The 24,175-nt window shown below is 72.0% G+C and carries 26 protein-coding genes and 1 pseudogene; 5 read left to right on the top strand and 22 right to left on the bottom strand.

Annotated features, from left to right (window positions below; genetic code table 11):
* Positions 1–26 precede the first annotated feature (26 nt).
* The 3 genes from ACPXBU_RS11415 to ACPXBU_RS11405 all read right to left on the bottom strand — a co-directional run bounded on the left by ACPXBU_RS11415 (position 27) and on the right by ACPXBU_RS11405 (position 2,115).
* Positions 27–302, bottom strand: a complete 276-nt coding sequence (locus ACPXBU_RS11415; protein WP_425757997.1) for a ubiquitin-like small modifier protein 1 — start codon at positions 300–302, stop codon at positions 27–29.
* Positions 303–304: 2 nt separating this feature from the next.
* Positions 305–1,390: a WD40/YVTN/BNR-like repeat-containing protein gene (locus tag ACPXBU_RS11410; RefSeq protein WP_425757996.1), complete on the bottom strand. Its 1,086-nt coding sequence runs from the start codon at positions 1,388–1,390 to the stop codon at positions 305–307.
* An 83-nt stretch (positions 1,391–1,473) separates the two neighbouring features.
* Entirely contained in the window at positions 1,474–2,115 is a 642-nt protein-coding gene (locus tag ACPXBU_RS11405) for a DNA-3-methyladenine glycosylase (protein WP_425757995.1), read from the bottom strand.
* Positions 2,116–2,214: 99 nt separating this feature from the next.
* Here ACPXBU_RS11405 and ACPXBU_RS11400 point away from each other — a divergent pair, with 99 nt between their 5' ends.
* Both ACPXBU_RS11400 and ACPXBU_RS11395 read left to right on the top strand, forming a co-directional pair.
* Positions 2,215–2,640, top strand: a complete 426-nt coding sequence (locus tag ACPXBU_RS11400) for a DNA-binding protein (RefSeq protein ID WP_425757994.1) — start codon at positions 2,215–2,217, stop codon at positions 2,638–2,640.
* A 70-nt stretch (positions 2,641–2,710) separates the two neighbouring features.
* Positions 2,711–3,064 carry an MmcQ/YjbR family DNA-binding protein gene (locus ACPXBU_RS11395; RefSeq protein WP_393367917.1) on the top strand — a complete coding sequence of 118 codons (354 nt, stop codon included), beginning with the start codon at positions 2,711–2,713 and terminating at the stop codon, positions 3,062–3,064.
* Between the two features lie 46 nt (positions 3,065–3,110).
* Here ACPXBU_RS11395 and argH read toward each other — a convergent pair whose 3' ends face one another.
* The 9 genes from argH to ACPXBU_RS11350 form a co-directional block, all read right to left on the bottom strand.
* Complete coding sequence (gene argH, locus ACPXBU_RS11390; RefSeq protein WP_393367916.1) at positions 3,111–4,574, bottom strand: argininosuccinate lyase; 1,464 nt, start codon at positions 4,572–4,574, stop codon at positions 3,111–3,113.
* 76 nt (positions 4,575–4,650) lie between these two features.
* Positions 4,651–5,862 carry an argininosuccinate synthase gene (locus ACPXBU_RS11385; RefSeq protein WP_425757993.1) on the bottom strand — a complete coding sequence of 404 codons (1,212 nt, stop codon included), beginning with the start codon at positions 5,860–5,862 and terminating at the stop codon, positions 4,651–4,653.
* Positions 5,859–6,374 (bottom strand): arginine repressor, encoded by a 516-nt coding sequence (locus ACPXBU_RS11380; RefSeq protein WP_425757992.1) that lies wholly within the window; start codon positions 6,372–6,374, stop codon positions 5,859–5,861. Before ACPXBU_RS11380 ends, ACPXBU_RS11385 begins: the two co-directional genes overlap by 4 nt.
* Positions 6,371–7,339 carry an ornithine carbamoyltransferase gene (gene argF / locus ACPXBU_RS11375; RefSeq protein WP_425757991.1) on the bottom strand — a complete coding sequence of 323 codons (969 nt, stop codon included), beginning with the start codon at positions 7,337–7,339 and terminating at the stop codon, positions 6,371–6,373. Before argF ends, ACPXBU_RS11380 begins: the two co-directional genes overlap by 4 nt.
* Positions 7,336–8,631 (bottom strand): acetylornithine transaminase, encoded by a 1,296-nt coding sequence (locus ACPXBU_RS11370; RefSeq protein ID WP_425757990.1) that lies wholly within the window; start codon positions 8,629–8,631, stop codon positions 7,336–7,338. The genes argF and ACPXBU_RS11370 overlap by 4 nt, the downstream gene beginning before the upstream one ends.
* Entirely contained in the window at positions 8,628–9,533 is a 906-nt protein-coding gene (gene argB, locus ACPXBU_RS11365) for an acetylglutamate kinase (RefSeq protein ID WP_425757989.1), read from the bottom strand. Before argB ends, ACPXBU_RS11370 begins: the two co-directional genes overlap by 4 nt.
* Entirely contained in the window at positions 9,530–10,702 is a 1,173-nt protein-coding gene (argJ, locus tag ACPXBU_RS11360) for a bifunctional glutamate N-acetyltransferase/amino-acid acetyltransferase ArgJ (protein ID WP_425757988.1), read from the bottom strand. Before argJ ends, argB begins: the two co-directional genes overlap by 4 nt.
* A gap of 55 nt (positions 10,703–10,757) precedes the next feature.
* Positions 10,758–11,759, bottom strand: coding sequence for an N-acetyl-gamma-glutamyl-phosphate reductase (argC, locus tag ACPXBU_RS11355; protein WP_425757987.1), 1,002 nt, complete (start codon positions 11,757–11,759; stop codon positions 10,758–10,760).
* 368 nt (positions 11,760–12,127) lie between these two features.
* Positions 12,128–12,319 (bottom strand): hypothetical protein, encoded by a 192-nt coding sequence (locus ACPXBU_RS11350; protein WP_425757986.1) that lies wholly within the window; start codon positions 12,317–12,319, stop codon positions 12,128–12,130.
* A 231-nt stretch (positions 12,320–12,550) separates the two neighbouring features.
* On the opposite strand from ACPXBU_RS11350, the gene ACPXBU_RS11345 reads away from it, so the two are divergent.
* A complete protein-coding gene (locus tag ACPXBU_RS11345) occupies positions 12,551–13,099 on the top strand; it encodes an HAD domain-containing protein (RefSeq protein ID WP_425757985.1) in 549 nt (182 codons plus the stop codon).
* On the opposite strand, the pseudogene ACPXBU_RS11340 reads toward ACPXBU_RS11345, so the two are convergent.
* From ACPXBU_RS11340 to ACPXBU_RS11295, 10 genes and pseudogenes are all read right to left on the bottom strand, one after another.
* Positions 13,056–13,154 (bottom strand): annotated as a pseudogene (locus tag ACPXBU_RS11340) (NUDIX hydrolase); the annotation flags it as partial. The gene ACPXBU_RS11345 and the pseudogene ACPXBU_RS11340 sit on opposite strands and share 44 nt — an antisense overlap.
* A 122-nt stretch (positions 13,155–13,276) precedes the next feature.
* The gene (gene pheT, locus ACPXBU_RS11335; protein WP_425757984.1) at positions 13,277–15,823 is read right to left on the bottom strand and encodes a phenylalanine--tRNA ligase subunit beta; all 2,547 of its coding nucleotides are present in this window, start codon (positions 15,821–15,823) and stop codon (positions 13,277–13,279) included.
* Positions 15,824–15,863: 40 nt separating this feature from the next.
* Positions 15,864–16,931 (bottom strand): phenylalanine--tRNA ligase subunit alpha, encoded by a 1,068-nt coding sequence (gene pheS / locus ACPXBU_RS11330; protein ID WP_393367902.1) that lies wholly within the window; start codon positions 16,929–16,931, stop codon positions 15,864–15,866.
* A gap of 218 nt (positions 16,932–17,149) precedes the next feature.
* Entirely contained in the window at positions 17,150–17,947 is a 798-nt protein-coding gene (locus ACPXBU_RS11325) for a TrmH family RNA methyltransferase (protein WP_393367900.1), read from the bottom strand.
* Positions 17,948–18,030: 83 nt separating this feature from the next.
* Positions 18,031–18,423, bottom strand: coding sequence for a 50S ribosomal protein L20 (gene rplT, locus ACPXBU_RS11320; RefSeq protein WP_007458417.1), 393 nt, complete (start codon positions 18,421–18,423; stop codon positions 18,031–18,033).
* Positions 18,424–18,455: 32 nt separating this feature from the next.
* Complete coding sequence (rpmI, locus tag ACPXBU_RS11315) at positions 18,456–18,650, bottom strand: 50S ribosomal protein L35 (RefSeq protein WP_110566082.1); 195 nt, start codon at positions 18,648–18,650, stop codon at positions 18,456–18,458.
* Between the two features lie 20 nt (positions 18,651–18,670).
* Positions 18,671–19,339 (bottom strand): translation initiation factor IF-3, encoded by a 669-nt coding sequence (infC, locus tag ACPXBU_RS11310; RefSeq protein ID WP_393367899.1) that lies wholly within the window; start codon positions 19,337–19,339, stop codon positions 18,671–18,673.
* Positions 19,340–20,217: 878 nt separating this feature from the next.
* Positions 20,218–20,691 carry a PH domain-containing protein gene (locus ACPXBU_RS11305; RefSeq protein ID WP_425757983.1) on the bottom strand — a complete coding sequence of 158 codons (474 nt, stop codon included), beginning with the start codon at positions 20,689–20,691 and terminating at the stop codon, positions 20,218–20,220.
* A gap of 485 nt (positions 20,692–21,176) precedes the next feature.
* On the bottom strand, positions 21,177–22,022 hold the full coding sequence (hisG, locus tag ACPXBU_RS11300; protein ID WP_393367895.1) for an ATP phosphoribosyltransferase: 846 nt from the start codon (positions 22,020–22,022) through the stop codon (positions 21,177–21,179).
* Between the two features lie 49 nt (positions 22,023–22,071).
* Entirely contained in the window at positions 22,072–22,335 is a 264-nt protein-coding gene (locus ACPXBU_RS11295) for a phosphoribosyl-ATP diphosphatase (RefSeq protein WP_088947482.1), read from the bottom strand.
* A gap of 135 nt (positions 22,336–22,470) precedes the next feature.
* Here ACPXBU_RS11295 and ACPXBU_RS11290 point away from each other — a divergent pair, with 135 nt between their 5' ends.
* Together ACPXBU_RS11290 and ACPXBU_RS11285 are read left to right on the top strand one after the other, a co-directional pair.
* On the top strand, positions 22,471–23,331 hold the full coding sequence (locus tag ACPXBU_RS11290) for a transporter substrate-binding domain-containing protein (protein ID WP_425757982.1): 861 nt from the start codon (positions 22,471–22,473) through the stop codon (positions 23,329–23,331).
* Positions 23,328–24,173 (top strand): amino acid ABC transporter permease, encoded by an 846-nt coding sequence (locus ACPXBU_RS11285; protein WP_425757981.1) that lies wholly within the window; start codon positions 23,328–23,330, stop codon positions 24,171–24,173. Before ACPXBU_RS11290 ends, ACPXBU_RS11285 begins: the two co-directional genes overlap by 4 nt.
* The last annotated feature ends 2 nt before the right edge of the window (positions 24,174–24,175 follow it).

Genomic DNA, 24,175 nt, shown 5'->3' with positions numbered 1-24,175 from the left:
GGGCGTCGACGGGCCGTACCGCCGGCTCAACCACCGGCCACCGAGGGGAGCACCTGCACCTCGGCGCCCTCGTCGACAGGCGTGGACAGCCCGCCCGAGTGCCGGCAATCCTCACCGTCGACGTAGACGTTCACATAGCGGCGCAGCTCGCCACGTTCGTCGCGGATCCGCCGGGCCAGCCGCGGATGCGCGACGGCCAGCTCGTCGAGGACCGCCCGCAGCGTCCCGGTGGCACCGACGCTCAGCCGACTGGCCCCGCCGGCCTCGCCCCGCAGCGGGCCGGGCAGCAGCACGGTGACCACGCTCAGACCGCCGCGGCCCGGACGCAGAGCACGTCCGGCAGGTGTGCCGCCACCAGGGACCAGGAGTCGCCCTCGTCGCGGCTGGCGAAGACCGAGCCGGAACGGGTGCCGAAGTAGACCCCACCGGGGGTCGCGTCGTCGGCGCACATCGCGTCGCGCAGCACCGCCGGGTAGAACGGCCCCTCGGGCAGCCCCACCGACAGCGGCTCCCACTTGCCGCCGGCGTCGGCGGAGCGGAACACCCGGCAGCGGTGGTCGGTGGGGAACCGCTCGCTGTCGGCCACCAACGGGAAGGCCCACACCGTGCCGCCGCGCCCCGGGTGGGCCACCATCGGGAAGCCGAAGTCGCTGGGCAGCCCGTCGGCGATCGAGGACCAGGTGCGGCCGTCGTCGTCGGAGCGGTAGACACCGTGGTGGTTCTGCGCGTACAGCCGCTCGGGGTTGACCCCGTCCCGGGCGACCTTGTGCACGCACTGGCCGAACTCCGGCCACTCGTCGGGCATGAAGTAGGCGCGGATGCCGGTGTTGCCAGGGGCCCAACTCGCCCCGGCGTCCTCCGAGCGGTAGACCCCGCCGGTGGACATGGCGACAAGCAACCGAGCCGGGTCACGCGGGTGCGGCAGCACGGTGTGCACGGCCTGACCACCGAAGCCGGCCTCCCACTGCGGGCGGTGCGGGTGGTCCCAGAGGGAACGGACCAGCTCGAAGCTGCGGCCACCGTCGGTGGACCTGAACAGCGCGGACGGCTCGGTGCCGGCCCAGACGACGTCCGGCTGGTCGGGCCCGGCCGGCATCAACTGCCAGACCCGCCCGAGGGACACGCCGGTGTCGGCCGGGAACGCCACCGGCGCGTGGTCCGGCTCGTCCCAGGAGGCGCCGAGGTCGTCGCTCGTGGCGACGCTCGGCCCGAAGTGTGAGCTGCTCATCCCGGCGAGCAACCGCGGGGTGGGCCGCCGGGTGTCGACCGCGACCGCGTAGACCCCGGTCATCGGGAAGTGCGGGCCGGTGATCTCCCAACTGCGCCGGTCATCGGCACTCGTGGCGAGAAACAACCCCTTGGCCGTGCCGATCGCGAGCAGCGTCGCCATGATGTCCTCCGAACCGTCGGTGAGCAGGTGCGGTGATTATGGCCACACCCCCCGACACGTTCCCGGGACACACGCCCGGAGGATCAGCGCCGGTTGCGGGGCACGTGCCGTCGGTACGCGCTGACCGTCGGCTCGCCGGCGAGCCAGAACCGCCAGGGCAGGTCGTGCGCGCCGGTCACGCCGACCCGTGGGCCGGCGACCACCGCCTCGGGCGGCACCGGCCGCGTCGGCGGGCGCAACCTGACCGGCCCGTCACCGAGCAGGTGCGCGCCGTACGCCGAACGGTCGATGCCGAGTGTGGCGCAGAGCCGGGCCGGCCCACGGGCCAGGTCCACGTCCCGGCGCACGGCCGGCCGACGACCGTGGGCGGCGGCCAGGCCGTCGACGACCTCGCCGGCGCGCAGCAGCACGGCGGACGCCTCCCCCTCGACGCCGGTGACCACGTTCATGCACCAGTGCATCCCGTAGGTGAAGTAGACGTACGCGTGCCCGGCCGGCCCGAACATCACCGCGTTGCGCGGGGTGCGCCCCCGGTGGGCGTGCGAGGCCTGATCCCCGGCCATGCCGGCGTACGCCTCGACCTCGGTGATCCGGACGGTGACGCCACCCGCCTCCAGCTCGCAGCCCAGCAGCCCGCGCGCGGCCGGCAGCAGCGGGCCGGCAAGCAGGTCGGCCAGCCCCGCCAGGTCGGCGTCGCTGGCGTGGTCACCGGGCAACAGTTCCATGGCTCGACGGTACCCAGCCGAGCGGCGATCGCCACGTACGACCCACACGTCTTTCAACATTATGTTGACAACAGAAGATTGAGGGTGTGTGCTCGGACCATGACGACGAACGACCCGTTCACCGCGCCGCACCCGGCCCACGCCCGCGCCCACCGCACCCACGAGGCGCTCCAGCGCATCAGCGATCGCCACGCCGGCACCGACGCCCAGCGGGGGCGCTGGGCCCACCCGTACGTGCTGGACCCCTGGGAGGCGGTCGCCCTGGTGACCGCGCTGGCCGCCGGCGGCGCCGAGCGGGAGCCGGCGGAGGAGCCGGTCGACACCGCCGACCTCACCGCCGCGCTGACCCTGCTGCCACACGTCCGCGCCGAGTTGGACGCGCTGGAGGCCGGGCTGATGACGCTGGCCCGCGACCGGGGGCTGACCTGGCAGGCGATCGCGTACGGGCTGGGGCTGGGCAGCGCGCAGGCGGCTCGGCAGCGCTACGAGCGGGTCGCCGCCCGCTCGGCCGAGCAGACCGGGTGACCACGATCGGCACGCCGCGCGTGCGACGGCCGCGGGGCGGGCACACTGTGCGCACGACGAGGAGGCACCCATGGAGCGCGCGGAGATGCTGACGTACTGCCTGGCCAAGCCGGGAGCGTGGCTGGACCGGCCGTGGGAGGGCGACGAGGTGGTGAAGGTGGGCAGCCGGATCTTCGCGTTCCTCGGCAGTGGCGAGGGAAAGCCGACTGTCGGCATCAAGTGCGGGCCGACCCGGGAGGTGGCCGACGAGTGGCTGCACCGGCATCCCGACGACGCCCGGGTGATGGCCTACATCGGCAGGTCCGGGTGGAACACGCTGCGTCTGGACGGCGGGATCGACGACGAGGAGCTGACCGAGGCGGTCGACGCGTCGTACGACATGGTGGTTGCCAAGCTCCCGAAGCGGGAGCGCCCGACGGCCTGAACCGGCCGTGGCGCCGGCGGCACGCGCCGACGCCACGACGCGTCGTCTAGCGCGGGACGACCCGCTCGGCGGCCCACTCCCGCCAGGTGGTCAGCCGGTCCGCCGCGGTGGCGAGCTGGTCGGCCACCGGGCCGGGGCCGGTCGAGCCGGGGGTGGTCCGGGCGGCGAGGGCCGAACGGACCGAGAGCACGTCGCGCACCGACGGGTCGAGGTGCTCACTGATCGTGCTCAGGTCGTCGTCGGAGACGTCGTTCAGCTCGCACTCCCGTGCCGCGCAGAGCGCCACCAGGCGACCGGTGATCTCGTGCGCGTCCCGGAACGGCACGTTGCGCCGGACCAGCCAGTCGGCGACCTCGGTGGCCAGGGAGAAGCCGACCGGCGCGGCGGCGACGAGACGGTCCACCCGGACCGTCATCGTGGAGATCATCCCCGCCAGGGCCGGGAGCAGCAGCTCCAGGGTGTCGACGGCGTCGAACGCCGGCTCCTTGTCCTCCTGCATGTCCCGGTCGTAGGTCATCGGCAGGCCCTTGAGCATGGTCAGCACGGTGACCAGGCCGCCGACCAACCGGCCGGACTTGCCGCGGGCCAGCTCGGCGATGTCCGCGTTCTTCTTCTGCGGCATGATCGACGAACCGGTCGCGAACGAGTCGTCCAGCTCCACCCACCCGAACTCGTGCGAGGTCCAGAGCACGACCTCCTCGCCGAGCCGGGACAGGTGCACCCCGATCAGGGCGGTGGTGAACAGGAACTCGGCGACGAAGTCCCGGTCGGCGACGGCGTCCATCGAGTTGGCGAACGACGTCCGGAAACCCAACTCCTTGGCCACGGCCACCGGATCCAGCGGAAGCCCCGAACCGGCGAGGGCGCCCGCGCCGAGCGGGCTGACCGCCGCCCGGTGGTCCCAGTCGCGCAACCGCTCCAGGTCCCGCAGCAGCGGCTGCACGTGGGCGAGCAGCCAGTGCCCGAACGTGACCGGCTGGGCGTGCTGGAGATGCGTCATGCCCGGCGCGGCCGTGTCGACGTGCCGCTCGGCCTGCTCCACAAGCGCCTCGGCCAGCTCGACGAGCCGGCTGGCCACGCCCCGGGCGTGGTCCCGCAGATAGAGCCGCAGGTCCGTGGCGACCTGGTCGTTGCGGGAGCGGCCCGCGCGCAGCTTGCCACCGAGGCTGCCGAGGCGCTCCAACAGACCGCGCTCCAGCGCGGTGTGCACGTCCTCGTCGTCGACCGTGGGGCGGAAGGACCCCGAGGCGCACGCGGCCTCCAGGTCGTCCAGGGCCGCCAGGATCCGACCCAACTCCTCGGGGTCGAGCAGGCCGGCGCCGGCCAGGACCCGGGCGTGCGCCCGGGAACCGGCGATGTCGTACGGGGCCAGGCGCCAGTCGAACTGCACGCTCACCGACAGTCGGGCCAGAGCCTCGGCGGGGCCGCCCGCGAAGCGACCACCCCACAGGCTCGTCCGGTTGGTGGCTGCGCTGTTCTCGGTCAGGCTCTTGTCGTCCACGTCGCCCATCATTGCTCTAGTTGCCTTTCGCTCGCGACTGCGGGGCGCACTCGCCGCGCTCGCTGACTCCTCGCGCTCGCACGTGTCACCGTCCGGAACCGCCGACCCGAGCGTCCCGCGCGGCGGCCATCCGGCTCGGAAGGCCCCACAGCCGCACGAAGCCCTTCGCCAGGGACTGGTCGAAGGTGTCGCCGGTGTCGTAGGTGGCCATCCCGAAGTCGTAGAGGCTCGCCTCGGAGCGCCGGCCGGTGACGGTGGCCCGACCGCCGTGCAGGATCATCCGCACCTCGCCGCTCACGTGCCGCTGCGCGTCGTCGATGAACGCGTCGAGCGAGTCCTTCAACGGCGAGAACCACAGACCGTCGTACACCAGCTCACCCCAACGCTGGTCCACGCCCTTCTTGAACCGGGCCAGGTCCCGTTCCACGGTCACCGCCTCCAGCTCCTGGTGGGCGGTGATCAGCGCGATCGCGCCGGGCGCCTCGTACACCTCGCGGCTCTTGATGCCCACCAGGCGGTCCTCGACCATGTCGAGGCGACCCACGCCCTGGGCGCCCGCGCGCCGGTTCAGCTCCAGGATCGCCTGGTACGGGGTGACCGTCTCACCGTCGATCGCCACCGGCACGCCACCGTCGAAGGTGATCACGACCTCGTCGGGGTCGCGGTCCTGCGCCGGGTCCGCGGTGTACGCGTACAGGCCCTCGACGGGGGCGTTCCAGATGTCCTCCAGGAAGCCGGTCTCCACCGCGCGACCGAACAGGTTCTGGTCGATCGAGTACGGGGACTTCGCCGACACGTCGATCGGCAGCCCCTTCTCCTCGGCGAAGGCGATCGCCTTGTCCCGCGTCCACGCGAAGTCCCGGGCCGGCGCGATGATCTTCAGGTCGGGGGCGAGCGCGTTCAGCCCCACCTCGAACCGGACCTGGTCGTTGCCCTTGCCGGTGCAGCCGTGCGACACGATCGTGCCGCCGTGCGTACGCGCCGCCGCCACCAGGTGCTTGACGATCAGCGGGCGGGACAGCGCCGACACCAACGGGTAGCGGTCCATGTAGAGGGCGTTGGCCCGGATCGCCGGCAGGCAGTAGTCGGCGGCGAACTCGTCACGCGCGTCGACGACCTCGGCCTCGGCGGCGCCGCAGTCCAGGGCGCGCTGCCGGATGGCGTCGAGGTCCTCGCCGCCCTGCCCGACGTCGACCGCCACCGCGATCACCTCGGCCCCGGTCTGCTCGGCCAGGTACGGAATGGCGACGGAGGTGTCCAACCCTCCGGAGTACGCGAGCACGACCCGCTCGGTCATGGCGTACCGCTCCCCTCGGCGTTGTCCTCCCGGCGGGCCCAGCTGGCGAGCTTGTCACCGAGCGCGGCCCCGCCGTCGGCCGTCCGGGCCACCACGAGGATGGTGTCGTCGCCGGCGGTGGTGCCGACGATCTCGGGCAGGCCGGCCCGGTCCAACGCGCTGGCCAGGTACTGGGCCGCGCCCGGCGGGGTACGCAGCACGGCGATGTTGCCGCTGGAGTCGACCCCGTTGAGCAGCTCGCGCAGCAACCGCAGCAACCGCGCCGGCGCGGCCTCGGCGTCGCGCAACGGTCGCTGACCGTCCTCCGGGATCAGGTAGACGGCCGGCCCGTCGCCGCCGCGCACCTTGACCGCGCCCAACTCCTCCAGGTCCCGCGAGAGGGTGGCCTGGGTGACGACGACACCGTCGGCGGCGAGCAGGTCGGCCAACTCGGTCTGCGACCGGATCGACCTGTCGCGGATCAACTCCACGATCCGGGCGTGCCGGGCCGCGCGGGTCAGCGGCCCGGTCATCGTCGCTCTCCGGTCGCCGTGTCACCGGTCGCCGTGTCGCCGGTCGCGGCGTCCAGCAGGAACGCCAGCAACGCCTTCTGCGCGTGCAGCCGGTTCTCGGCCTGGTCGAAGACCGCGCTCTGCGGCCCGTCGAGCACCTCGTCGGTGATCTCCTCACCACGGTGCGCCGGCAGGCAGTGCAGCACGATCGCGTCCGGTGCGGCCTGACCGAGCAGTTCCTTGTTCACCTGGTACGGCAGGAACGGGGTGATCCGGTCCAGCCCGTCGGACTCCTGCCCCATCGACGTCCAGGTGTCGGTGGCCAGCACATCGGCGTCGCGTACCGCCTGGGCCGGGTCGGTCAGCACCCGTACCGACCCGCCGGTGTCGGCGGCGATGCGGGCCGCCCGGTCCACGACGGCCGGATCGGGCGCGAAGCCGTCCGGCCCGGCGATCCGCACGTGCATGCCGGCCAGCGCCCCGGCCAGCAGGTACGACTGCGCCATGTTGTTCGCGCTGTCGCCCACGTAGGCAAGCGTGCGGCCGGCCGTGCCGCCGCACCGCTCCCGGACGGTCAGCAGGTCGGCCAGCAGTTGGCACGGGTGGAAGCCGTCGGTGAGCGCGTTGACCACCGGCACGGTGGCGCCGGCCGCGACCTCGGCGATCCGCTCGTCACCGTGGGTACGCAGCACGATCGCCGCGACGTAGCGGGACAGCACACGTCCCGCGTCCGCCAGGGACTCGCCCCGGCCGAAGTGGGTGACCTGCGTGTCCACGACCAGCGGGTGCCCGCCCAACTCGGCGATCCCGACGTCGAACGAGGTCCTGGTCCGCAGACTCTGCTTGTCGAAGAGCACCGCCACCGAACGGGGGCCGGCCAGCGGCCGGTGGCCGAAGCGGTCCGCCTTCATGCGCGCGGCCAGGTCGAGGACCGCGGACTGCTCGGCCGGCGAGAGGTCGTCGTCGCGCAGGAAGTGCCGGGTCATGCTGTCGTCCCCGTGGTGGTCGTGGTCGTGGTGGTCGGCATGGTCGTCGGCGTCGAGATCGTGGAGGATTTCGGCCCCTGGAGGGGCGCCTTCCCTCCAAGATCTGCGGCGGTTCCGGCTGCGGCCGGGGCCGTCGCGTTCAGGGCGGCGGGAAGGGCGGCGACGAAGGCGTCCGCCTGGGCGGCGGTGAGGATCAGCGGTGGGACCAGCCGGAGCACGCCCGGCTGCACCGGGTTGACCAGGAAACCGGCCTCCCGCAGCGCCTCGGCGAGCACCGGCGCCACCGGCGCGGTGAGCGTCACGCCGAGCAGCAGCCCGGCGCCCCGTACGCCGTCGATGAGCGGGTGGCCCAGCGCCTCGATGCCGCGACGCAGCCGCTCGCCGACCCGCTTGACGTTGTCCAGCAGGCCCTCGTTGGCGATTGTCGCCACCACGGCGAGCGCCGCCGCGCAGCTGACCGGGTTGCCGCCGAACGTGGTGCCGTGCGAGCCGGGGGTGAGCAGGTCGGCGGCCCGGCCGAAGGCCAGCGTGGCCCCGATGGGCAGCCCGCCACCCAGCCCCTTGGCCAGCGTGACCACGTCCGGCTCCACGCCCTCGGCCTGGTGCGCGAACCAGTGCCCGGTGCGCCCGATGCCGGTCTGCACCTCGTCGAGCACCAGCAGCGCCCCGTGCCGGGCGGTGATCCGCCGGGCCGCGGCCAGGTAGCCGGCCGGCGGGACGACAACGCCGTTCTCACCCTGGATCGGCTCCAGGATCAGCATCGCGGTGGCGTCGGTGACGGCCGCCTCGAGGGCCGCCACGTCGCCGAACTCGACGTGGGTCACCTCGCCCGGCAGCGGCCGGAACGGATCGGCCTTGGCCGGCTGGCCGGTCAGCGCGAGTGCGCCCATGGTGCGGCCGTGGAAGCCGCCCCGGGTGGCCACCACGTGCGTGCGCCCGGTACGCCGGGAGAGCTTGAACGCGGCCTCGTTCGCCTCCGCGCCCGAGTTGGCGAAGAAGACCCGGCCGGGCCGGCCGGCGAGCGCCAACAGCAGCTCGGCCAGGGCCACCGGCGGCTCCGCGACGAACAGGTTGGAGACGTGCCCGAGGGTCGCGACCTGCTTCGACACCGCCGCCACCACGGCCGGGTGGGCGTGACCGAGGGCGTTCACCGCGATGCCGCCGACCAGGTCGAGGTATTCGCGGCCGGCGTCGTCGACCACCACGGCACCGGCACCGGAGACCAGCGCCAGCGGCGGCGTGCCGTAGTTGTCCATCATGGACTGCTTCCAACGCTGCGCCAACGTGCTCACGACGCGACCATCCCGTCTCCTGGCACCACCATCGTCCCGAACCCTTCCGAGGTGAACACCTCTAACAACGTGGAGTGCGCCACCCGACCGTCGACGACGTGCGCGGCGGGCACTCCCCCGCGCACCGCCCGCAGACAGGCCTCCATCTTCGGCACCATGCCCGACTCCAGCCTGGGCAGCAGCTTGGCCAGGTCGTCCGCGACGATCTCGGAGACCAGGCTCGTGGTGTCCGGCCAGTCCGCGTACAGGCCGGCCACGTCGGTGAGCACGACCAGCTTGCGGGCCTGCAACGCGATGGCCAGCGCGGCGGCGGCGGTGTCCGCGTTGAGGTTGTGCAGCACCCCGTCCGCGTCCGGCGCCACCGTGGAGATCACCGGAATCCGACCGGCGTCGATCAGGTCGGTCACCGCCGACACGTCGACCGACTCGACGTCACCGACCTGGCCGACGTCGACAGGCAACCCGTCCACGTACGCCGGGCGGCGCACCGCGGTGAACAGCCGCGCGTCCTCGCCGGACAGGCCCACCGCGTACGGGCCGTGCGAGTTGATCAGCCCGACCAGCTCGCGGCCCACCTGCCCGACCAGCACCATCCGGACCACGTCCATCGCCTCGGCGGTGGTTACCCGCAGGCCACCCCGGAACTCGCTGGCGATGCCGAGCCGGCCCAGCATGGCGGAGATCTGCGGACCGCCGCCGTGCACCACCACGGGCTTCAGGCCGGCGTAGCGCAGGAAGACCATGTCGGCGGCGAACGCCCGCTGCAACTCGGGGTCGGTCATCGCGTTGCCGCCGTACTTGACCACGACCGTGGAGCCGGAGAAACGCGCCAGCCAGGGCAGCGCCTCGATCAGCGTCTCCGCCTTGACCTGGGCGCGGGCGAGGTCGCTACTGAGACTCATGAGGAGTACGCCGAGTTCTCGTGCACGTACGCGTGGGACAGGTCGTTGGTCCAGATCGTCGCGGCGGACGAGCCAGCGTGGAGGTCGATCCGGATGGTCACGTCGCGTCCGGTCAGGTCGACCTTCGAGCGGTCCTCGGCGGCGGCGCCGCCCCGGCACACCCACACCCCGTTGACCGCCACGTCCACCTCGTCCGGCTCGAAGGCGGCGGCGGTGGTGCCGACCGCGGCGAGGATCCGACCCCAGTTGGGGTCGTTGCCGAACAGCGCCGTCTTGACCAGGTTGTTGCGGGCCACCGAACGGCCCACCTCGACCGCGTCGTCCTCGTCGGCCGCGCCGACCACCTCGATGGCGACCTCCTTGGTGGCGCCCTCGGCGTCGGCCACCAACTGCTGGGCCAGGTCGTGACAGGCCTCGGTCACCGCGGCGGTCAACTCGGCAAGCGTCGGCTCGATGCCGCTCGCCCCGCTCGACAGGAGCAACACCGTGTCGTTTGTGGACATGCAGCCGTCGGAATCGACCCGGTCGAAGGTGACCCGCGTCGCGGCCCGCAGCGCCTCGTCCAGCGTCGCCGGCCCGGCCACCGCGTCGGTGGTGAGCACGCAGAGCATGGTGGCCATGCCCGGCGCGAGCATCCCGGAGCCCTTGGCCATGCCGCCGACGGTCCAGCCCCCACCCGGGGCCACAGTGGTCTTCGGGCGGGTGTCCGTGGTCATGATCGCCTCGGCGGCGGCCTGTCCACCGGCACGGGACAGCCCCCGGATCGCGGAGCGGACGCCCGGCAGCAGCTTCGGCATCGGCAGCCGCTCACCGATCAACCCGGTCGAGCAGACCGCCACCTCGCCGGCGCCGAGGATCAGTCGTGGACTCACCGAGGTCAGCGCGGCGGCCGTGTGCTCGGCGGTGGCGTGGGTGTCCTGGAAACCGGCCGGGCCGGTGCAGGCGTTGGCGCCACCGGAGTTGAGCACCACGGCGCGTACCACACCACCCTGCACGACCTGCTGCGTCCAGCGCACCGGCGCGGCCTTGACCCGGTTGCTGGTGAACACACCTGCGACACCGGCGTCCGGGCCGTCGTTGACCACCAGGGCGACGTCCGCGCCACCGCCGGCCTTGAGACCGGCGGCCACCCCGGCCGCCCGGAACCCGCGTGGGGTGGTGACAGTCACGGCGCCTGCCTTTCGTTCGTGGGTGCGGGACTCCGCCGCGCTGCGCTGCTCGCGCTCACGGGCTGACTCCCCAGACGGACAGGCCCGTCGTCTCCGGCAGGCCGAGCATCAGATTGGCGTTCTGGACGGCCTGGCCGGCGGCGCCCTTACCCAGGTTGTCCAACGCGCTGAGCACGATCAGACGACCCGAGTCGACGTCCACGGTGGCCTGCAGGTGACAGGAGTTCGAGCCCAGCGTGGCGGCGGTGTGCGGCCAGCGGCCCTCCGGCAACACGTGCACGAACGGCGCGTCGGCGTACGCCCGCGCCAGCACCTCTTGCGGGTCGGCCCCGCGTGCCGGCACGGCCGTGACCGTGGCCAGGATGCCGCGCGGCATCGGCGCCAGGACCGGGGTGAACGACAGCCCGGTCGCGCCGGTGGCCTGCTTGATCTCCGGTACGTGCTGGTGGGTGCCCACCCGGTACGGCGACAGGTCCCCCATCACCTCGCTGGCCAGCAGGTGCGCCTTCGTCGACCGGCCCGCGCCGGAGGTGCCGGAGGCGGCGACCACCACCACGTCGGCGGGGCTGGCCGCGGCGTCGGCGATCAACGGCGCCAGCGCCAGGGTGATCGCGGCGGCGTAGCAACCGGTGTTCGCCACCCGGGTGGAGCCGGCGATCAGCTCCCGCTGGCCGGGCAACTCGGGCAGGCCGTAGGTCCACTGCCCGGCGTGCGTGCCGCCGTAGTACTGGGCCCAGGCGTACGGGTCGGCGAGCCGGTGATCCGCGCCCAGGTCGACGATCCGCACCTCGTCGGGGAGCTGGGCCGCGAGGGCGGCCGACTGGCCGTGCGGCAGCGCCAGGAAGACCAGGTCCGCGTCGGCCAGGGTCGCCGGGTCGGTCTCCCCGAGCACCAGGTCCAGTCCGGTGAGCTGCGGGTGCACCACGTCGACACGGTGCCCGGCCTGGCTGTGCGCGGTGGCGGCGACCAGGTCGAACTCCGGGTGCCCGGCGATCAGGCGCAGCAGCTCGCCCCCGGCGTAGCCGCTCGCACCGGCGACCGCGACTCGAATCCCCATACTCACCTCCGCATGACTATGCAGCGAAGATTAACAAGGACGACTCACGAGTGCAAGTTCATGCAGCACGGTGCATGGTAATGAACAGATCGGCCGCGCGGTGATGTATCCCAACCCGGCAAGCGTAAGGCCTCATGCGTCGGTCTCCTCGGGCCGCGGAAGCTGGTCTCGATCATCCGGGGGGCGCGGGTGCGTCGGGTGGGCCAGCCAAGGGGCTCTTCGTGGGTCCGGGGCGGCAGAAGACGCTCCGGTGGAATCAAGCCGGATCTCGATACCTGCGTACCGGCCGAGCTACTCCCATCGACCGGACCCGCTGCGCGACACATCGAACCGACCACAAACCAAACGCGTTTTTAGAGAAAAGACGGCTAGCGCCGCGCTGATGAATGCCTCAGGTACAGCGTACCCACCGCGAGGACCAGGGAGAGACAGCCTAGTGTTCCTGCGATCCACACCTGGTGCTGCTCATGCGGACGGAACAGCGGGGGAACGGACAGGATGAACGCGCCTGCCGCCAAGGCCATTCCGATGAGTAGCACCACGGGAATCAGGTTGGACATATTACGCATGTTAAATCCTACCCCGGTGCCATCTCCGAGTGGCGATCCAGTGTCGGATTCGGATCACACATTCCGGCAGGAATTCTCGTCGAGAATCCGACCTTCGACACCGCACCGCCGCCGACGATCGCGCGACGACTGTCGGCGACCATGCTCCGCGACAAGATCCCTTACCAGCAAGGCCAGTTGTCGCGGCCACCACCGGCTGACCACACAGGCAGAATCCTCCGAATGAGCCGACCCCTGCTGCTACTCGACGTCGACGGTGTACTCAACCCATACGGAACCACTCAGCCACCGGCCGGCTACACCGAGCACCACCTGTTCCCCGAGGACGAAGAACCCGTCCGTGTCAACCCCACACACGGCGCCTGGATCACCGAAGCGAGCACCGTTCTGGACATCGCATGGGCCACAAGCTGGAACGACGAAGCCAACCAGCTTCTCGCCCCGCTTCTGCACATCACGGCCCTCCCGGTGATCACCATGCCAGCCCCACCCTTCCACCCCAGCGACAAGATCCCACTAATTGCCGCCTACGCCCGGCAACGGCCTACGGCATGGATCGACGACCTCCACACACCCCAAGCTCACCACTGGGCCGCCACACGCACCAGCCCAACCCTGTTGATCACCGCCGACCCGACGATCGGCCTCACCCGCAAGGCCATCGACCACGTCATCGCCTGGGCCAAGACCCTTGGCGCCCCATTGACAAAACCCATAGGGACACCTCCGGCGTCGTCCAGTACGGCGCCCGGCCGCGCTCAACCCGCTTGATCAGCACCAGACGGCCGTCTTCGTCCAGAAGAATGGCCCGCACCGACCCGTCCAACGAAAAGGCCCCGACCCGGTGTCAATCACCAGGTCAGGGCCTATCTCGTTGGTGCGCCGGCAGGGACTCGAACCCCGGACCCGCGGATCAGGGGATCGCGGGGCGGGGCCGAGCCGATCCGGTTACGCGCCGCGCAGGGTCGCGCCGAGGCGTTCCGCCGCGACGGCGACCGCCGCGTCCCGGGCCGCGACCGCCTCCTCGACGGTCAGCGTCCGGTCCGGTGCCCGGAAGGTCAGCTTGTACGCCAGCGACCGGCGACCGGCGCCGAGCTGCGCCCCGGAGTAGACGTCGAACAGCCGCACGTCCTCCAGCAGCGCACCGGCGCCCGCCTCCAGCGCCCGGCGCACCTGCTCCGCCGGGACCGAGTCGTCCACCACCAGGGCCACGTCGATGAGCGCCGGCGGGAAGCCGGACACCGTCGGCGCGGGTGTCACCGGAGCCGCCGGCAGCGCGTCGAGGTCCAACTCCATCGCGCAGGTGCGCCGGGGCAGTTCCAAGGTCGCCGCCACCACCGGGTGCAGCTCGCCGGCGTACCCGACGACCGCGCCGTCGACCCGCAGCTCGGCGCAGCGGCCGGGGTGCCACGGCGCGTGCTCGGCCGCCCGCACCTCCACCCGCTCGCCGGTGACACCGGCGGCGTCCAGCACGTCCCGCGCCGCCTCGATCGCGTCCGCCCAGCCGGCCGGTCGACCCGGACCCCACCAGCCGGCCGGGTCGAGGTCACCGGCGAGCACCGCCGCGACGTGCACCGGCTGCGCCGGCACCACCGCGTCGGCGGCGGCGAACTCCGCGTCGGTGGGACGCCGGTCCACGCCCATCGCCGGCGGGCTGCCCGCGCCGACGCGCGGGTGGAAGACCGCCCCGATCTCGTAGAGCGCGAGATCGCGGTGACCCCGGCCGAGGTTGCGCTTGAGGATGCCGAGCAGCGGGCCGAGCAGCGTGGTGCGCAGCAGCGGCTCCTCCTCGGACAACGGGTTGGCCAGCCGCACCGCGGGTCGGCGCGCGTCGTCGGCCGGCAGGCCGAGCTGGTCGGCCAGCTCCGGCGACACGAACGGGTGCGCGAGCACCTCCACGTACCCCCGCTCGGCCAGCGAAACGGCGACGGCCCGGCGGCGACGCTGCCGCGGGGTCAACCCGCGGCCGGGCGGTGCGGTCGGCAGCACCGACGGCACCCGGTCGTACCCGTCGAGGCGGACCACCTCCTCGACCAGGTCGGCCGGGTCGGTCAGGTCAGGCCGCCAGGTCGGCGGGGTGACGCTCAGCGCCGTCCCGGCGCCGCTTGCCACCCCGACCGCGCCCGGGTCCTCGGACAACCGGTCCGCACCCTGCGCGACCGTGCAGCCGACCCGCTCCAGCAGGGCGACCACCCGCGCCGGCGGGTACTCGACCCCGACCCGCCGGGTCGGCAGGTCCGCCGGCAGGCTGATCGGGGTACGCGGCCGGACGTGGTCGATGTCGAGGATCTCCGTGCCGGGGGTGCCACCGCCGTGCTCGGTGAGCAGCCGCACGGCACGCTCCAGCGCGACGAGCGCCACGGCCGGGTCGACGCCCCGCTCCCAGCGCTTCGCGGCCTCGCTGAACAACTTGTGCCGGCGGGCCGTCCGCCCGACCATCGCCGGGTCCCAGTGCGCGGCCTCGAAGAGCACGGTGGTGGTGTCGGCGACGACCTCGCTGGTCTCGCCGCCCATCACCGCCGCCAGGGAGATCGGACCACTGTCGTCGCAGATGACCATGTCGTCGGCGGTGAGCACCCGGTGAACGCCGTCCAGGGTGGTCAGCTTCTCTCCCGCCTCGGCGCGGCGGACCACGAGTGGCCCGGCGATCCGGTCGGCGTCGAAGGCGTGCATCGGCTGACCCAGCTCCAGCATCACGTAGTTCGTGATGTCCACCGGCAGCGAGATACTGCGGATGCCGGCGGTGACCAGCCGCTGCGCCATCCAGGACGGCGTGGGCGCGGTCGGGTCGACGCCCCGGACCAGGCGGGCGGTGAACCGGTCACAGCCGACCGTGTCGCGGACCTCCACCGGGTACGCCGGCGTCTCGGTGCCACTCGGCGCGGGCGCCAGGGCCGGGTCGCGCAGCGGCACGTCGAACGCGTGCGACAGCTCCCGGGCCAGACCCCGCAGGCTCAGCGCGTACCCCCGGTCGGGGGTGATCTCCAGGTCGAGCACGACGTCGTCGAGGCCGACCACCGCACGCGCGTCGTCGCCCGGCTTGGCCGTCACGTCCGACCCCAGCACGATGATGCCGGAGTGGTCGTCGCCCAGACCCAGCTCCTTCGCCGAGCAGATCATGCCCGCCGAGTTGTGCCCGTACGTCTTGCGGGCGCCGATGGCGAAGCCGCCGGGCAGCACACCGCCGGGCAGGATCACCACCACCCGGTCACCCACGGCGAAGTTACGCGCCCCGCAGACGATCTCCTGCGGCTCGCCGGTGCCGTTGGCGGCGCCCACGTCGACCCGGCAGAACCGGATCGGCTTCTTGAAACCGGTGAGCTCCTCGATCTCGCGCACCTCACCGACGACGAGCTGACCGGTGACCGTCTCGGCCAGGTCCACTGCGGACTCGACCTCGATGCCGAGGTCGACCAGGGCCTGCTCCAGGTCACCGGTGGGCAGGTCGGCGGGGAGATCGACGTACTCCCGAAGCCAACTGACAGAAACTCGCATGACGTCAGACCACCGTTTCCGTGTCTCGTACCCGCATCGCCTACGCCTCGGTCCCGAGCGCGCGGCTGAACCGCACGTCGCCCTCGAAGAGATGGCGGATGTCGCTGACCCCGTGCCGGACCATCAGGGTCCGGTCGATGCCCATCCCGAACGCGAAGCCGGAGTAGACCTCCGGGTCGACGCCGCAGGCGCGCAGCACCCGCGGGTTGACCATCCCGCAGCCACCCCACTCGACCCACTGTGGGCCGTCGCGGTGCTCCGGGAACCACACGTCGAACTCCGCCGACGGCTCGGTGAACGGGAAGTAGTGCGGCCGCCACCGGGTCTTCGCCTCCGGGCCGAACATCGCCCGGGCGAAGTGGTCGAGCGTGCCCCGCAGGTGCGCCATCGTGATGCCCTTGTCGACCACCAGGCCCTCGGCCTGGTGGAACACCGGGCTGTGCGTGGCGTCGATCTCGTCGGTGCGGTAGACGCGGCCGGGCACGATCACGTAGATCGGCGGCTTCCGACTGAGCATGGTGCGGGTCTGCACGGTGGAGGTGTGCGTACGCAGCACCAGGCCGGAGCCCTCCGGTGCGATGTGGAAGGTGTCCATCAACCCGCGCGCCGGGTGGTCGGCGGGGATGTTCAACGCGTCGAAGTTGACCCACTCCAGGTCGACCTCGGGCCCCTCGGCCACCTCGTAGCCCATCCCGACGAAGAGGTCACTTATCGACTCCATCAGGACGCTCAACGGGTGCCGGGCACCCCGCGGACGCCTGTCGTAGGGCAGGGTGACGTCCACCCGCTCCTCGACCAGCACCCGCTCGGCCTGCTCGCGCTCCAGCACCTCGGCGCGGTCGGCGTACGCGGTCTCGATCGCCCGACGGGCCTCGTTGACCCGCTTACCCGCGTCGGACTTCGCGGCCGGCGGCAACGCGCCGATCTCCCGGCGCGCGAGCGAGACCGGGGACCGGTCCCCCAGGTGCACCGAGCGCAGCGCGGTCAACGCGTCCGGGTCGGCGGCGGCCGTGAACGCCTTCGTGGCGTCCGCGACAGCCTCGTCCAGGGCGGCGGGGTCGAGCAGGGCGACCTGCTTCGGGTCGTACGGATCGTTGCGGTAGCTCATGGCGTACGGGCACTCCCTCACGGCGGCGCCAGCCCTCCACGGGCGGCTAGGCGAGTCTACGGACGCGCGGCTGTGCCGCAGCCCGCCGGTAGGAGTTGTGCAGGGAGCAGGTCAGGCCCGCCGCCCGCCGACACCGGCGGGCTGGCTAAAGGAACGCCGTGTCGCGTTCATGGGCGGACGCTCTCCCCTGCTGTCAGTCGCGCCGGGCACGGTCACCGTCAGCGCTGTGCTCTCGCTGAAGCGTACAGGCACACCGCCGCGGCGGCAGCCAGGTTGAGGCTCTCCGCGCGCCCGTACAACGGCACCCGTACCCGGGCGTCGGCGGCGGCCGTCAACTCCTCGGGCAGGCCGTGCGCCTCCGAGCCGAACAGCCAGGCGGTGGGCCCGACGAGCCGACCGTAGTCGGTCAGGTCGTCCAGGTCGCTGTCGCCGTACCCCGTGGTGGCGAAGATCGACAGCCCGGCGGCCCGCAGCGCGTCGACCACCTGGGCCGGGTCGGGCGCGCGCACCACGTCGACGTGGAAGAGGCTGCCGGCCGAGGCCCGCACACACTTGCCGTTGTACGGGTCGACGGCGTCGCCGGCGAAGACCACCGCGCCCGCGCCGGCCGCGTCGGCGGTACGCAACACCGTGCCCGCGTTGCCCGGGTCCCGGATCTCGGCGAGCACCGCCACCAGCCGGGGCGCGTTCTCGAGCGCCTGCTGAAGCGACACGTCGAGGTGCCGGCAGACCGCGACCAGCCCCTGCGGGGCGACGGTCTCGGTCAACGCGGCGACGGCCTCGTCGGTCACCTCGGAGACCGGCACGTCGGCGCGGGCCGCCGTGGCGGCCAACTCCGGATACCTGTCGAGCGCGGCGGGCGTACCGAAAAGCTCGGTGACCACCCCCGGCCGCGCCAGGGCCTCGCGGACCGCCTGCGGTCCCTCGGCCAGGAACCGGCCGGTGGCGTCGCGGTCGCGCCGGCGCTGCAACCGCCGGGCGGCGACAACCCTGGGGGTACGGGGAGTGAAGGCCATGGTGTGCGCTCCTCCGGCACGATCGAGGCGCCCCCCGGACGGCGGTGCCGACACGGGAGACGCCTCGCTCTGGTGCGTGGGGATCAGGCGGCCTGAGCCGCCGCGCCGCCGGTGCCCTCGGCCGTGACCGCGGCCCGGGCCAGCTCGACGATCGCCGCGAAGGAAGCGGCGTCGTTGACAGCCATGTCGGCCAGGATCTTGCGGTCGACCTCGATGCCAGCCAGACGCAGGCCCTGGATCAGCCGGTTGTAGGTCATCCCGTTGGCCCGGGCGCCCGCGTTGATCCGCTGGATCCACAGCTGCCGGAAGTCGCCCTTGCGGTCGCGACGGTCCCGGTAGGCGTACTGCATCGAGTGCAGCACCTGCTCCTTGGCCTTGCGGTACAGCCGGGAGCGCTGACCGCGGTAACCGCTCGCGGTCTCCAGCAGGGTACGACGCTTCTTCTGGGCGTTTACAGCCCGCTTGACGCGTGCCATCTCAACTCCTTAAAACGTAAAGGTGGCGCGCGTCAGCGGCCGAGCAGCTTCTTGATGCGCTTGACGTCAGCCTTGGCCACCTCGACCGTGCCGGTCAACCGGCGGGTACGGGTGGAAGACTTACCTTCCAGCAGGTGGCGCTTGCCGGCCTGCTCGGCCACGATCTTGCCACGGCCGGTCACCTTGACCCGCTTGCCCATACCCGTGTGGCTCTTCATCTTCGGCATGTGGAACGTCTTCTCCCCTGTTACTCGCCGCTGGTGTCGGCAGCGAGGCCGGTGTCACCGGCTGTTGCGGTCTCGCCGGCCGTTGCGGTTTCGCCGGCCGCCGCGGTCTCATCGGCTGCCGGAGCGGCGGACTCGTCCGCTGCCCGGTCCCGAGGTGCACCGCGGGACGCCGTGGCGGCGACCGCGGAGGCCTTCACGGCCCGCAGCGGAGCGAGAACCATGATCATGTTTCGGCCGTCCTGCTTGGGAGCGGCCTCGACGTATCCCAGGTCCGTGATCTCGGATTCGAGCCGGCGCAGGAGCCGGTAACCCAGCTCCGGGCGGCTCTGCTCGCGACCGCGGAACATGATCGTCACCTTGACCTTGTCGCCCGCCTTGAGGAACCGCACCACGTGACCCTTTTTGGTCTCGTAGTCGTGCGGGTCGATCTTCGGCCGAAGCTTCATTTCCTTGATGACGGTCTGCTGCTGGTTACGCCGCGCTTCGCGCGCCTTGAGTGCGCTCTCATACTTGAACTTGCCGAAGTCCATGAGCTTGCACACCGGCGGGCGCGCCATCGGCGCGACCTCGACCAGGTCCAGATCGACGTCCGCGGCCAGCTGAAGGGCGCGCTCCAGCGGGACGATGCCCACCTGCTCACCCTCGGGGCCGACCAGTCGGACCTCACGTGCCCGGATCTGCTCGTTCACGCGTGGTTCGACGCTGATGGGGCCTCCTCGAGTCGTTTCTGCTCAGGTACCGACCCCGGCGGCTCCCAGGTGGGAACCGACCTGGAAAGCAGAAGGCCCCGGCGCATGCCAGGGCCCGCTCGACCGGTCGGCGTGATCACAGGATCACACGTCCGGCGCCGGGACGTGCCCGGAACCGGTGACCGGACCCGGCCACCGTAGCGGCGACTCGGGTGGGAGACAGGCGCTCCGCTTTCAAGGCTGCCTGCTCGCATGCGGAGACAGCCTGGTCGACTCGGTAACACTACACCCGCGCCCCGGCCGCCCCCAAACCGGGCACACCCGAGCCACGCTGGGCCTCCGCACCCGCCACCCGCCGGCTAGCGGGTGGCCGGGTGCGCCGACGACGACTCGCCGGCGGGGGTCAGCCGCCGACGGGTCGCGGGTGGCCGGGTTGCCCCCGACGGCTCGCGGGTGGCCGGGGTGTGCCGACGACGACTCGCCGGCGGGGGTCAGCCGCCGGCGGGTCGCGGGTGGCCGGGTTGCCCCCGACGGCTCGCGGGTGGCCGGGGTGTGCCGATGACGGCTCGCCGGTGGTCGGGGGTTGCCGCCGACCCGCGGTGGCCAGGGTGTGCCGGCAATGGCTCGCGGGTGGTTGGGGGTTGCCGCCGACGGCTCGCGGGTGGCCGGGGTTGCCGCTGACTCGCGGTGGCCGAGGTGGCTCCTCGCGTGCCTGATGGCCCAAGGGTGGACGCGGTTGGGTCAAGATCGATGCACTTTCACCGAAAGTGCTGCCTCAGAGCGGGCTGAGGCAGCACTTTCGGTGATGTTGCTCGGATCTTGGGGCGCTGGGATGTGCGGTAGCTGCGCGAACCCGGGGGAACGCGTCGTCGTCGGGGTCAGCGACGGGTGGCGCGCTCGGCAAGGTGGGCCTGGTGCGCCTCATGCAGTCGGCGCAGCGCGCGGACCCCGTCGACGGCAAACTCCTTGTCGGCAGCCTGTAGGGCGATCATCGGCAGCAGGTCGTCGTCGTGCAGCTCCAGGCTGGCCCACGGCGCGCCCCGGTCGAAGCGCACGCCCCGGACGACCTCCCAGGGCAGTTCGTAGGAGCTGATGACGTTACGGACCCGGACGCTCCGTGCGTCCGCCTCCACCCGCGGACGGGTGAACAGGAGAAAGCCGAGAGCACCGAAAACACCGAGGCCGATCATGGCGATCTGGTCGCCGCGCTGGAAGCTGCCGTAACCGTCGCCGGTCGGGCCACTCAGCGACGTGGCGACCAGACCGAACACCACCACCAGGGCAGCCGCCGCGGACCAACAGACCACGCGGATGCGGCGGGGCTTCAGGCGGACCAGATCGGTTTCACTCACCCCACCAGTCTGCCACCACACCCGCCCTTCAAACGCGCCACCCGCCGAGCCACCACCCCGAGCCCCCGCCGCCCAGGCCCAGACCCACACCACCGGTCACCCGCCGCACCCCACGAAAAACAGCACCCTTCACCCGGCAGCACCAGCCACCCGGTCACCCGGTCACCCGGTCACCCGGTCACCCGGCCATGATCGTGCTCGAACCAGGATGTAGTGGTCTCGGTGGCGGCGGAGGCCACTACATCAACGATCGAGCACGATCTTGCGCCTCGTCGGGCACGGCCGTTTCGCGCACACGCGCGTCACACCCGCCCACCACCTCGGGCCTGTTTCCGGGCGGCCATCAGGCGCACCCGCGCGTACCCGATAGATCCACTCAAGGTCAGTGAAACGGGGGTGTCCCCGACGCGCGGACACCCCCGTTTCAGCGACACCGAGTTGATCAACCACCGGCGCCGCGCCGCGGCGCGGACCGGGGAGACGCGTCAGAGGCGGCAGGCGTGGATGTTGGTGACGAGGATGGCGCGGGCGCCCAGCTCGTACAGCTCGTCCATGATGCGGTGGACGTCGTCCCGGAGCACCATCGCCTGCACCGCCACCCATCCCTCGCGGTGCAGCGGCGACACCGTGGGCGACTCGATGCCGGGGGTGAGCCCGCTGGCCCGTTCCAGCAGACCGGCCGGCACGTCGTAGGCGAGCATCACGTAGCGGCGGGCGACCAGCACACCGTGCAGGCGGCGCAGCAGCTGCGCGGCCTGCGGGTGGGCCGGCGCGGCGGCGCGGCGGACCAGCACCGCCGAGGAGCGCAGCAGCGGCTCGCCGAACACCACGAGGCCCGCCTGACGCAGGGTGGCGCCGGTCTCCACGACGTCCGCGATCACGTCGGCGACACCGAGGCGTACGGCGTTCTCCACCGCGCCGTCGAGGCGGATCACGTCGGCCTTGACGCCCGCCTCGCCGAGGTGCCGCTCGACCAGCCCGGGGTACGCGGTGGCGATGCGGTGCCCGCCCAGGTCCCGCACGGAGGCGATGTCGTCGGGGCGGGCGGCGAAGCGGAAGGTGGCCTGACCGAAGGCGAGGTCGACGACCTCCTCCGCCGGCGCGGCCGAGTCGATCAGCAGGTCGCGGCCGGTGATCCCGAGGTCGAGGTCACCGGACCCGACGTAGGTGGCGATGTCCTTGGGGCGCAGGTAGAAGAATTCGACGTCGTTGGCCTCGTCGCGGCAGACGAGATCCTTGGGGTCGGTGCGCTGGCGGTAGCCCGCCTCGCGCAGCATCTGGGCGGCCGGCTCGGCCAGGGTGCCCTTGTTGGGAATGGCGACACGCAGCATGACGGGAGTGCTCCTTCGATCCGGATGGCGATCAACGGGTGGGGGGCACTCACAGATGTCGGTAGACGTCCTTGAGGTCGAGACCGCTGGCGAGCATGAGCACCTGGACCTGGTAGAGCAGTTGGGAGATCTCCTCGGCGGTGCGCTCCGGCCCCTCGTGCTCGGCGGCCATCCACGACTCGGCGGCCTCCTCGACGACCTTCTTGCCGATGAAGTGCACGCCCTTTTCCAGGGCGGCGACGGTGCCCGAGCCCGGGGTGCCGGCGGCGGCCTTGGCCTGCAGCTCGGCGAACAACTCCTCGAACGTCTTCACGGTGGACGATTCTTCCAGCCGCCGGGGCGACGCCCCGCGTCCGGGTCCGCCGAAATCCAGCAAGCGGACAATTCCCTATCAACATGGTGGGAAAAATCCCCAAGCAGACTTGTCGATACCTCTACGCTGTCGGCCATGGCCAGCAGCTCACGTCTCCTCGCGCTCACCCTCGCCGGTGCGGTCGTCGTCGCCACCGTCGGGTGCGCGCCACAGAAGGAGTCCCCCACCCCGACTGTCACCGCGGCGTCCTGCGCCAAGGACAGCCTGCCCACGCGTACGCCGGGCAAGCTCACCATCGCCACCGACCAGCCCGCGTACGAGCCGTGGTTCGCCAAGGACAAGCCGGACAACGGCGAGGGCTTCGAATCCGCCGTCGCGTACGCGGTGGCCGAGAAGCTCGGCTACGCCCGCGCGGACGTCGCCTGGACCCGGGTCAAGTTCGAGACCGCCGTCGCGCCCGGGCCAAAGAACTTCGACTTCGACATCAACCAGTTCTCCATCACCGAGGAGCGCAAGCGGGCTGTCGACTTCACCGCTCCGTACTACCTGGTCCGGCAGACCGTGATCGCGTTGAAGTCGTCCAAGATCGCCGGCCGGAAGTCGTTGGCGGAACTCCGTGACGCCAAGCTCGGCGCCCAGGTCGGCACCACCAGCCACCAGGCGATCGTCGACGTGCTCAAGCCGACCAGGAAGCCACAGGTCTACAACAACAACGACGACGCCAAGAAGGCCCTGCAGAACGGGCAGATCGACGGTCTGGTGGTGGACCTGCCGACCGCCTTCTACATGACCGGCGCGGAGCTCACCGACGCGACGATCGTCGGACAGGTGCCGCAGGTCGGCTCGCCCGAGGCCTTCGGGCTGCTGCTGGACAAGAACTCACCGCTGACCTCCTGCGTCACCGGCGCGGTCGGTCAGCTCACCGAGGCGGGCACGCTGAAGCAGCTGGAGCAGAAGTGGCTCGCGCAGGTGGCGGGGGCGGCCGAGCTACAGTGACCCTGCTCGATCACGTTCCCTCCGCGGCGCAGCGGCGGCGCTCGGCGTACCGGAATCGGCAGACCGCCTACAGCGTGCTGGTCGCGGCCTGCTCCACGGCGGCGCTCGGCACGCTGCTGATCGTCGCGGTGACCGGCGCGCCCGGCTGGGACCGGGTCCGGCAGTCGTTCCTGGACCCGGGGATCGCCTCCGACGCGCTGCCGGCGGTGCTGGTCGGGCTCTGGCTCAACGTCCGGCTGCTGGTCTGCTGCGCGGTCGGCGCGCTGCTGCTCGGTCTGGTGATCGCGGTGCTGCGGACGCTGCGCGGCCCGGTCTTCTTTCCGGTCCGGGCGCTGGCCGCCGGCTACACCTACACCTTCCGCGGCCTGCCGCTGATCATCGTGCTCTACCTGCTCACCCTCGGCGTGCCCGGCCTGCGCCTGCAGGGCATGCCACCGGTGCTGGTGCTCGGCGGGCTCGCGTTGATCCTCACCTACGGCGGTTATCTCGCCGAGGTGTTCCGGGCCGGCATCGAGTCGGTGCATCCCAGCCAACTCGCGGCGGCCCGTTCGCTGGGCCTGACCTACCGGCAGACGATGCGGCACGTGGTCCTGCCGCAGGCCGTCCGCCGGGTGGCGCCACCGCTGCTCAACGACGTGGTGGCGTTGCAGAAGGACGTCGGGCTGGTCTCGCTCGCCGGACCGATCGACGCGGTCCGGGCCGCGCAGATCGCCACCGCCCAGTCGTTCAACTACACGCCGTACGTCGTGGCGGGGGTGCTGTTCGTGCTGCTCGCGATCCCGCTGATCGCGGTCACCGACTGGGTGACGCTGCGCGCGGCCCGCCGACAGTCGGGAGGCTGACC

It is taken from the genome of Micromonospora sp. DT231 (genome assembly GCF_049847025.1).
GTDB lineage: Bacteria > Actinomycetota > Actinomycetes > Mycobacteriales > Micromonosporaceae > Micromonospora.
Note: the sequence above shows the minus strand (reverse complement) of the source record. Positions and strands in the feature narration are given on the sequence as shown.

Bases quoted from the DNA above. Each gene is read 5' to 3' on its own strand.
- ACPXBU_RS11345 (WP_425757985.1), top strand. From the start codon at position 12,551: ATGAGCCGACCCCTGCTGCTACTCGACGTCGACGGTGTACTCAACCCA.
- argC (WP_425757987.1), bottom strand. From the start codon at position 11,759: ATGGGGATTCGAGTCGCGGTCGCCGGTGCGAGCGGCTACGCCGGGGGC.
- hisG (WP_393367895.1), bottom strand. From the start codon at position 22,022: ATGCTGCGTGTCGCCATTCCCAACAAGGGCACCCTGGCCGAGCCGGCC.
- pheT (WP_425757984.1), bottom strand. From the start codon at position 15,823: ATGCGAGTTTCTGTCAGTTGGCTTCGGGAGTACGTCGATCTCCCCGCC.
- argH (WP_393367916.1), bottom strand. From the start codon at position 4,574: ATGGGCGACGTGGACGACAAGAGCCTGACCGAGAACAGCGCAGCCACC.
- ACPXBU_RS11400 (WP_425757994.1), top strand. From the start codon at position 2,215: ATGACGACGAACGACCCGTTCACCGCGCCGCACCCGGCCCACGCCCGC.
- pheS (WP_393367902.1), bottom strand. From the start codon at position 16,931: ATGAGCTACCGCAACGATCCGTACGACCCGAAGCAGGTCGCCCTGCTC.
- argF (WP_425757991.1), bottom strand. From the start codon at position 7,339: ATGACCCGGCACTTCCTGCGCGACGACGACCTCTCGCCGGCCGAGCAG.
- ACPXBU_RS11325 (WP_393367900.1), bottom strand. From the start codon at position 17,947: ATGGCCTTCACTCCCCGTACCCCCAGGGTTGTCGCCGCCCGGCGGTTG.
- ACPXBU_RS11290 (WP_425757982.1), top strand. From the start codon at position 22,471: ATGGCCAGCAGCTCACGTCTCCTCGCGCTCACCCTCGCCGGTGCGGTC.
- rplT (WP_007458417.1), bottom strand. From the start codon at position 18,423: ATGGCACGCGTCAAGCGGGCTGTAAACGCCCAGAAGAAGCGTCGTACC.
- ACPXBU_RS11380 (WP_425757992.1), bottom strand. From the start codon at position 6,374: ATGACCGGGCCGCTGACCCGCGCGGCCCGGCACGCCCGGATCGTGGAG.
- ACPXBU_RS11395 (WP_393367917.1), top strand. From the start codon at position 2,711: ATGGAGCGCGCGGAGATGCTGACGTACTGCCTGGCCAAGCCGGGAGCG.
- ACPXBU_RS11405 (WP_425757995.1), bottom strand. From the start codon at position 2,115: ATGGAACTGTTGCCCGGTGACCACGCCAGCGACGCCGACCTGGCGGGG.
- ACPXBU_RS11350 (WP_425757986.1), bottom strand. From the start codon at position 12,319: ATGTCCAACCTGATTCCCGTGGTGCTACTCATCGGAATGGCCTTGGCG.
- ACPXBU_RS11410 (WP_425757996.1), bottom strand. From the start codon at position 1,390: ATGGCGACGCTGCTCGCGATCGGCACGGCCAAGGGGTTGTTTCTCGCC.
- argB (WP_425757989.1), bottom strand. From the start codon at position 9,533: ATGAGTCTCAGTAGCGACCTCGCCCGCGCCCAGGTCAAGGCGGAGACG.
- ACPXBU_RS11385 (WP_425757993.1), bottom strand. From the start codon at position 5,862: ATGACCGAGCGGGTCGTGCTCGCGTACTCCGGAGGGTTGGACACCTCC.
- rpmI (WP_110566082.1), bottom strand. From the start codon at position 18,650: ATGCCGAAGATGAAGAGCCACACGGGTATGGGCAAGCGGGTCAAGGTG.